This window comes from uncultured Novosphingobium sp. (assembly GCF_964277725.1).
In the GTDB taxonomy this organism is placed as follows: Bacteria; Pseudomonadota; Alphaproteobacteria; order Sphingomonadales; family Sphingomonadaceae; genus Novosphingobium; species Novosphingobium fluoreni.
Genome location: NZ_CAXYKL010000255.1, coordinates 1 through 5,514, shown reverse-complemented (window position 1 = coordinate 5,514; position 5,514 = coordinate 1). Strand labels below are relative to the sequence as shown.

The following is a 5,514-nucleotide window of genomic DNA, read 5'->3' as shown; positions in this document are numbered from 1 at the left end:
ACCGCCTTTTGAGACACGGCCAAAAAGCGAAAAGCCTCGGTGTACTCACCGAGGCAGTGACGCCGACCAGGCTCCCCCAATCCACTTGCTGCCACATAAGCCCGCGACGCGGGCTGCCGCAACTCTTTCAAAACCCGCTGCCCTACAAGTGGGCAGCTTTTTGCTGGGGTGAATGTACGTGCTTTACAGCACCGAAAGTCACGTCTCGGTTATAAAATTGCGGAACGCAATCGGATTGCACTGCGGAAGATTGGTCGCTAGAGACCGAAACCCGCAGGAAACTGCGGTTGCGGGCGTGGCGGAATGGTAGACGCAGCGGACTTAAAATCCGCTTGGGGTTCCCAGTGCGGGTTCGAGTCCCGCCGCCCGCACCAATTTGCACCGGTTTTGTCCACCTCATGGAATCGGCGGTGAAACGGGCGGCAGGTATTGCAAGAATCTCCGCAAATGTCGCATCGCCTTTACCTAAGTATCTAAAAGAACAGCCGAGTTTGTTTCGAGGAAACCGGCAAAACTTCACCAATTTTTAGGGACGTTTGCCCTAAACTCGTCAGTATGACCGCAGAAGCGTCCGGCCGTTCGTCGTCGGCGTGTGCGCGATTGCGGTATGACGGGGGGCTTCAATGCGGAATTCGGCTCAAAGCACGGCACAAGAGGCGGTAACACCGCAGACCAGCGCCGACATGCGCGGTGCACCGCGCTTTGCCTTGATGCTGCGCAGCGCCAAGCTGATCGCGGAGGGCACGGAATACCTGTGCATCATCCGCGACGTCTCGGAGACGGGGCTTAAGCTACGCCTGTTCCACGCCGCGCCCAACGCCCAGGTCATGATGATCGAGACCGGCAGCGGGCAGCGGTTCCCAATGCAGAAAGTCTGGGAAGCCAACGGCGAGGCGGGTTTTCGTTTCCTCCAGCCGGTGGACGTCGACGCTTTCGTCAAGGAAGCCGGCCCTTATCCCAAGCGGCCTTTGCGCTTGCGAGTGCATCATCCTGCCACCGTGCGGATGGCAAACCAGTCCTACGACGCGACTATCCTCGATATCTCACGCCAGGGTGCGCGGATTTCGATCACGCACAAGCTGGCGATCGGCCAGAAATTCTGGCTGGAAGCGACCGAACTGCCGTTGTTCGAAGCCACCGTGTGCTGGCGCCGGGCGCCGGAATATGGCGTGGTCTTTGGTCAGTTGATGGGGCTTGAGGAATTGGCCCAGCGGGCCGAGCGCATGGACCGACCCGAAGCCAAGGCCGAATAGTCGCGCGACTTAGCGTAAAGACCCTACCGACCCCGTCGATCAGCCAGGCCGGAACGTCATCGCCGCGCCGTTCATGCAGTAGCGCTTGCCGGTCGGCTTGGGCCCATCATCGAAGACATGGCCAAGATGCCCGCCGCAGCGCGCGCAGTGAACCTCGGTGCGCGGATAGCCCAACTTGAAGTCGGTCGACGTGCCGATCCCGCCGGGCAACGGCTTCCAGAAGCTGGGCCAGCCAGTGCCGCTCTCGAACTTGGTGGCCGAGGAGTATAGCGGATTGCCGTCCGCCGCGCACAGGAAAGTGCCCCTGCGATGTTCCGCATTCAGGGGCGAGGAATAGGGGCGCTCGGTCCCTTCCTGGCGCAAGATGCGATATTGCTCCGGCTTCAGCCGTTTGCGCCACTGTTCGTCGGTAAAGCGGACCGGGTAGGTCTTGGCCTGCGCATCGCCGCTGCCGCACGCGGCGATCACGGGCAGCGCCGCTCCGATACCGATCCAGCCGAGGAACTGGCGGCGCGAGGGCGGTGGGGCGGTCATCACGGGTGCGGTCTTGTCCATACCCTGAAGGTCGTGCTTCATGCCGCCGCGTTCAAGGGATTGCCCCTCAGGCCCGGCGCCGCCGCAATCGCGCGAACAGGCCCTTGCGCTTCACTCCGGACGGCCCGGACTTCATCACCCGCTTGCGGAACATGCGCGAACCGGCGCGGACCATCACCATCACGCACAACGCCTGCCAGCCGATGGCGAGCACGTGCTGCCCCAGCCCCGGCTGCTGCGCGGCGCGGGCCAGCATCGCATAGGGCGAACTGAACGGGAAGATCACCGCGAACGTCTCCGCCCGGCCGCCAGGCTGGGTCATCGCGTAACTGGCGAGAAAGAACACCACGAGCTGCATCATCGTCGCCGGCATGGACAAGGTCTGCACCTCGCGCACCGTGGCCGCGAGCGAGCCGATCGCCAGGAACACCGACCCGATCAGCAGATAGGCCATCGCGAAGTAGATCACGCCCAGCGCGAACAAGGCGGGCCAGCCGATCGCCGGTGTCGGCAGCGCGGCGATCTGGCCCCCGGCCGCTCCTCCGGTCGCCAGAGTGAACAGCCCCGCGGTAGAGCCCCAGACGGCGATGCCCACGAAAGACACGCCCAGCATCGCGAACAGCTTACCCAGAAACACCGCGTCCATCGGGATCGCCGCCGCCAGGATCTCGATCACCTTGTTGCCTTTTTCCTCGACGAGGTTGGACAGCACCATGCCCGCCAGCAGCATCGTCAGCAGGAACAGCAGCGTCTGCGCAGCCTGCGCGGTGAGCATCTGGCCCTTGCGATCGCTCGCGCCGCTGGAGACGGTGCCTTGCAGCACCACGGTGGGCGGTGGCCCCGGCACGCCCTGGATCGCCGCCGCCGCCAGCAGACCGACCGGCCCGCGCCATTGCTCGATCTGGTCCCTGGTCCCGGTCAGCACCGGGCGCTGCAGCGTGCCGGTCAGCACGGCGGCAACATCGGCATGGACTCCGGGCGTCAGCGCGGCACGCGGGTCGAACGCCTCTTCAGCGCTGAGCCGCTTGAGCACCAGCAGCTGCGGCACCGCATCGCCCAGTTGCACGGACAGCGCGTGCTGCGCGCCGATCAGCGCGTCCACCTCGGTGGCTGGCAAGGCGACACCCAACTGCGTTTGGCGGACGGAGGCGTTCATCTTTTCACCCACGCCGCCCGCCAGCCCGGCGATCAGCAGCGGGAACAGCGGCCCCAGCAAGAAGAAGAAGAAGCTACGGCTGAACAGCACCGCCTGGAAATCACGCCGCGCGATGACGAAGGCGGCGGCCAGCAGCGACAGGCGGTTCGCGGGGCGCGTGCCGATGATGCTCACTTGCCTTCCTCCTCGGGCGTCGCCGCTTCCAGCGCGCGGGCGGCGGCTTCCCCGGCAATGGCGACGAAGGCATCGTGCAGCCCGGCGCGTTCGATCGAGAGGGACAGAATGCCGGCGTCCCCTTCGATCAGACTGCGCAGCAGCGGCTCGATCCCGGTGGCAGGCAGTGCGAAATACCAGTGCCGCCCTTCATGCCGCGCATCGGCCGGCAGCGCGGCGCGCCAGGGGCCATCCTCGGCACGAGTCTCAAGCCGGACCTGCGGGGGAATGCGATCGCGCGCGACATCGACCGGCCCGGCGAACGGCACCTTGCCCCCGGCGATGATCGCCACTTCATCGCACAGACGCTCGGCATGGGCGATGACGTGGGTGGAGAAGATCACGGTCGTGCCCTCCGCCGCCAGATTGCGGATCACGGTTTCCAGCTTCCCCTGGTTCAGCGCGTCCAGGCCCGAGAACGGTTCATCCAGGATGACCAGGCGCGGGCGATGGACCAGCGTGCCCAGGATCTGCACTTGCTGCGCCATGCCCTTGGACATCTGGCGGATCTGCCGGTCCGCCGCATAGCCAAGGCCATGCGCTTCCAGCAGTTCGCGCCCGCGCCGCCGCCCTTCCTTGAGCGGCAGGCCGCGCAGTGCGCCGATGAAGGCGATCGCCTCATACGCCTTCATCGATGGATAGAGGCCGCGCTCTTCGGGCAAATAGCCGATCGCGCGGGCCACATCGTGGGGCTTGTCCGCACCCAGGATGCGGCGATAGCCCTGGTCTGGATCGATGATGCCCAGCAACATGCGCAAGGTGGTGGTCTTGCCCGCGCCGTTAGGGCCGAGAATGCCGTAGACCGCACCTTCTGGCACGGACAGATCGACGCCGTCGACGGCGGTGAAGCCATCGAAGCGCTTGATCAGGCCGCGCGCCTCGATCGCCAGGGGACGGGCGGCGCGATCGGATGCGCCGAGGCCAGGACCCAGGTCAGGCGCTGCCACGTTGCCCGGCGCGCGCGCTTCTTCTATCTCGGCATTCATGCAGGCGCCCCTGACCCCGTATCCTTCCTGGAGGTGCCCCCCTAGCACGGCGCGCGTCAACCATCGCCTGCGCAAGCATGGTTAAATCCGATCTAACCGCACCCGATCCAGCGCGCTTCATCGCGGCGTTGCGGGAAGAGGCCCGATCGGTGGGGTTCGTGGCGTTCGGTATCGCCCCCGCCGGATTCGATCCGATCCACGGCGATCGCTTGTCCGCCTGGCTGGCGCAGGGGATGCACGGGTCCATGGGATGGATGGCCGATCGTGCGCACCAGCGCCGCGCGCCCCAAGCGCTCTGGCCCGAAGCGCGCAGCGTGATCGCCTTGGGCATGAGTTATGCGCCCGCCGGCGATCCGCTGAAGCTGGCCGACCATGCCGATCGCGCGCGGATTTCCGCTTATGCGCAAGGCGCGGACTATCACGACGCGCTGAAAAAGGCGCTGAAGGCCTTGGCCCGCTGGATGGTGGCACAGGCGCCGCGCCACGGCATGGGCGATCCGGGCGTGAAGGTCTTCACCGATACCGCACCGGTCATGGAAAAGCCGCTGGCGCAGGCGGCGGGCCTGGGATGGCAGGGCAAGCACACGAACCTGGTCAGCCGCGATCATGGCTCGTGGCTGTTCCTGGGCGAGATCTACACGACGCTGGACCTGCCGCCGGATGCACCGGGGCAGGACCGGTGCGGATCGTGCAGCGCTTGCCAGGACGCTTGCCCGACGCAGGCGTTCCCCGCGCCCTATCGCCTGGATGCGCGGCGCTGCATCAGCTACCTCACCATCGAGCACAAGGACCCGGTGCCACAGGATTTGCGCGAAAAGCTGGGCAACCGCATCTACGGCTGCGACGATTGCCTGGCGGTGTGCCCCTGGAACAAGTTTGCGCGAGAGGCCCGATCGTTCCGCGCCTATCTGCCGCGTGCCGAACTGACCGCGCCCGAACTGCGCGACCTGTTAACGCTGGACGACGCGGGGTTTCGCGCGCTTTTCAGCGGCTCACCTATCAAGCGGATCGGCCGCAACCGCTTCGTGCGCAATTGTCTTTATGCCGCCGGAAACAGCGGGCGGCAGGATCTGCTGGCGCAGGTGAAGCCGCTTTGCGACGATGCGGACGCGGTGGTGGCGGATGCGGCCAGGTGGGCGGTTAGCCGCATCACATCGTCCCCGACCTGACCTGGATCAGGCCTGGACCTGAAAATTCCGCTCGGTCTTCGGGGAAACAGACAAGAGCGCGATCAGCGTCAGCACTGCGGCGCCCGAGATGTAGAGGCCGACGAAGGCCAGCCCGCCCTTGTCCGCCAATGTCTGCGCCACGCCGGGCGCGAAGCCGCCGCCCAGGATGCCGCCGACGTTGAAGGCGATCGACACCCCGGTAT

5 protein-coding genes, 1 tRNA gene and 1 pseudogene are annotated in these 5,514 nt (G+C 65.9%); 3 read left to right on the top strand and 4 right to left on the bottom strand.

Annotated features, from left to right (window positions below):
• Positions 1 to 289 precede the first annotated feature (289 nt).
• Positions 290 to 374 (top strand) — tRNA-Leu (locus ACHWRX_RS14090).
• Between the two features lie 249 nt (positions 375 to 623).
• Entirely contained in the window at positions 624 to 1,253 is a 630-nt protein-coding gene (locus tag ACHWRX_RS14085; RefSeq protein WP_394659653.1) for a PilZ domain-containing protein, read from the top strand.
• Between the two features lie 39 nt (positions 1,254 to 1,292).
• Here the strand turns inward: ACHWRX_RS14085 and msrB are convergent, their stop codons facing one another.
• From msrB to ACHWRX_RS14070, 3 genes are all read right to left on the bottom strand, one after another.
• Positions 1,293 to 1,787 carry a peptide-methionine (R)-S-oxide reductase MsrB gene (gene msrB, locus ACHWRX_RS14080; RefSeq protein ID WP_394659654.1) on the bottom strand — a complete coding sequence of 165 codons (495 nt, stop codon included), beginning with the start codon at positions 1,785 to 1,787 and terminating at the stop codon, positions 1,293 to 1,295.
• Positions 1,788 to 1,854: 67 nt separating this feature from the next.
• The gene (locus tag ACHWRX_RS14075) at positions 1,855 to 3,117 is read right to left on the bottom strand and encodes an ABC transporter permease (RefSeq protein WP_394659652.1); all 1,263 of its coding nucleotides are present in this window, start codon (positions 3,115 to 3,117) and stop codon (positions 1,855 to 1,857) included.
• A complete protein-coding gene (locus ACHWRX_RS14070; protein WP_183615670.1) occupies positions 3,114 to 4,142 on the bottom strand; it encodes an ABC transporter ATP-binding protein in 1,029 nt (342 codons plus the stop codon). The genes ACHWRX_RS14075 and ACHWRX_RS14070 overlap by 4 nt, the downstream gene beginning before the upstream one ends.
• A 77-nt stretch (positions 4,143 to 4,219) precedes the next feature.
• Between ACHWRX_RS14070 and queG the strand changes: the two genes are divergently transcribed.
• Positions 4,220 to 5,311: a tRNA epoxyqueuosine(34) reductase QueG gene (queG, locus tag ACHWRX_RS14065; protein WP_394659651.1), complete on the top strand. Its 1,092-nt coding sequence runs from the start codon at positions 4,220 to 4,222 to the stop codon at positions 5,309 to 5,311.
• Between the two features lie 6 nt (positions 5,312 to 5,317).
• Here queG and ACHWRX_RS14060 read toward each other — a convergent pair.
• A pseudogene (locus ACHWRX_RS14060) lies at positions 5,318 to 5,514 on the bottom strand (MFS transporter); the annotation flags it as partial.